The organism is Cupriavidus phytohabitans (genome assembly GCF_000426345.1).
GTDB lineage: Bacteria > Pseudomonadota > Gammaproteobacteria > Burkholderiales > Burkholderiaceae > Cupriavidus.
Map to the genome: position 1 here is coordinate 1 of NZ_AUFE01000207.1, position 2,086 is coordinate 2,086.

2 protein-coding genes are annotated in these 2,086 nt (G+C 53.0%); one reads left to right on the top strand and one right to left on the bottom strand.

The window, feature by feature from the left end; all coding sequences use genetic code 11:
- Positions 1 to 148 precede the first annotated feature (148 nt).
- A complete protein-coding gene (locus tag K309_RS0134665; protein ID WP_029050445.1) occupies positions 149 to 1,081 on the bottom strand; it encodes a LysR family transcriptional regulator in 933 nt (310 codons plus the stop codon).
- A 175-nt stretch (positions 1,082 to 1,256) separates the two neighbouring features.
- Here K309_RS0134665 and nodB point away from each other — a divergent pair, with 175 nt between their 5' ends.
- Positions 1,257 to 1,967, top strand: coding sequence for a chitooligosaccharide deacetylase NodB (gene nodB / locus K309_RS41335; protein WP_084402721.1), 711 nt, complete (start codon positions 1,257 to 1,259; stop codon positions 1,965 to 1,967).
- Positions 1,968 to 2,086: the final 119 nt, after the last annotated feature.

Consider the following 2,086-nt stretch of genomic DNA (forward strand, 5'->3'; position numbering starts at 1 on the left):
CTTTGCAAGTCCTCGCTCAGGTCCTGGCCAACCCAACTGACCGGCTCCCTGTTCAATAACCCGCAGGGTGTGGCACTTCGCTCTTGAAACCGCCCCCTATGACAGTGAATGCAATTGGAGCCTCTTGTGACTTCCCGGACATCGTTTATCAGTCAGACTTTTTCGCGTCAACACTAGCCAAACTTTTTGCCTCCTCCAACAGCACCTGGCGCATCCAAATGCTTGCTGGATCGCCGGTATGTAACGCAGGCCATTGGATAGCCTCCGTGAACGACGAAAGTGGCAGCGGTACATCGACAATCCTCAAAGGAACCACTTCGCCAAAATACTGAGCTAGTCGTAGTGGCAGCGTTGCGATGCGATCGGTACGGGACAGCATCGGTGGGATCAGGTCAAAGGTTGGAACAACAATCTCTTCTCGTCTCTTGAATCCCAGCTCGAGGAGAAAAAACTCCTCTATCGAGGGCCGGCGTGACCGTCCGAACCTTACAGTCACATGCCCCATCGAGATGTACTTCTCCAAAGCGAATCGTCGGGACAGCTGCTTATTTGTCGGACAACCTACGCACACAAGCTTCTCTTCAAAAAGACGCGCCTTGGGATGTGTATCACTCAACAACAACTCCGGTAGTATCAGGAAATCGACATCGCCTCGTCGGAGCAATTCGCCAGGTTCATCGTCAGGGAAGAATAGCTCGAAGCTGACGGAAGGCGCCTCGCATGCGACGCGCTTCATGACCTTCTTAAAGTAGACAAGTGTCATGAAGTCCGAAAGACAAATTCTGAAACGTCGTTTCGACTTAGATGGCTGGAATACGTCACGCGAAATGATCGAGAGCTGGACGTGCGATAGTGCTTCACGGACGGGACCGGCGAGTTCCATCGCACGAGCAGTCGGAACGAACTCCCGCCCACGCATCACAAAAAGACTGTCACTGAAATAGTCTCGCAGCCTCGCGACAGCTGCGCTCATAGCGGGCTGGCTTAGGTTGATGCTATGCGCCGCGGCTGTCAGATTCCGCTGCGTCATTAGTGCGTCAAGTGCGACGAGAAGGTTGAGGTCAAGGCCTTTGAAGCGCATATGGAGCCATCCACATCATCGATGATTGATATCGAAACAATCGATTGTACAAATTATCGCCGCTGACGCAAAGTTGCGGCGGCTACCAATTAGCAGATCTCCGTGTCGCATTGCGGACGGCGCACTTTGAGACCGAAGGCATAACGGACAAACCACAAAGGTAACGTAACGAATCATGGCTGAAAAGGTGCACAGCGAAACATCCGAACGTTTGTCTTGGCCGTCAGAAATTCGAGAACGTGATGCCAAAGTCAAACAACGTAAGGTTTTCCTTACATTCGATGACGGACCGAATCCGATATGGACACCGAAGATCTTGGACATATTGGGCCACTTTCATGTCCCAGGCACGTTCTTCGTTCTCGGCGCATACGCAGCGGAACATCCGGAGCTAATTCGGCGAATGATCTCCGATGGACACGAAGTTGCCAACCACACGATGACGCATCTCGATCTGTCCCAATGCAGCCGCGATGTGTTGCGACGCGAAATACTCGATACGAACGCGATCATCACCAAGGCCTCCCCTGGCCTAGCTGTGCGTTTCTTGCGCGCGCCGTATGGATTATGGACTCCTGAAGTATGCGTCGAAGGAAAGAATGCGGGTCTTACACCGCTTCACTGGTCGGTAGACCCTCAAGATTGGGCCCGCCCGGGGGTTGATTTGATTATCGATACCGTGTTGGCGACCGTAGAGCCAGGGGCAATCGTGCTATTGCACGATGGCAGTCCACCGAACGAATTGGTATCACGCCCGTACACAGCATCACGAGAGCAAACCGTGAGGGCGCTTCCTCGGCTAATTTCGGCATTGAAGGAACGTAACTTTGTGATCAGCTCACTGCCCAAACTACGCAGACAGATCAATCCAGTACGGACAGCCTAATAACCTGTTATCCACGTAGAGGCGCTGTTGCATAAATCGAGATTGAAAACAGGGACTCCTCGGTGATGCTGAACTCAGGCGATACGGACGGATTGCGGGCGAGCAAGCGCGACCATGCG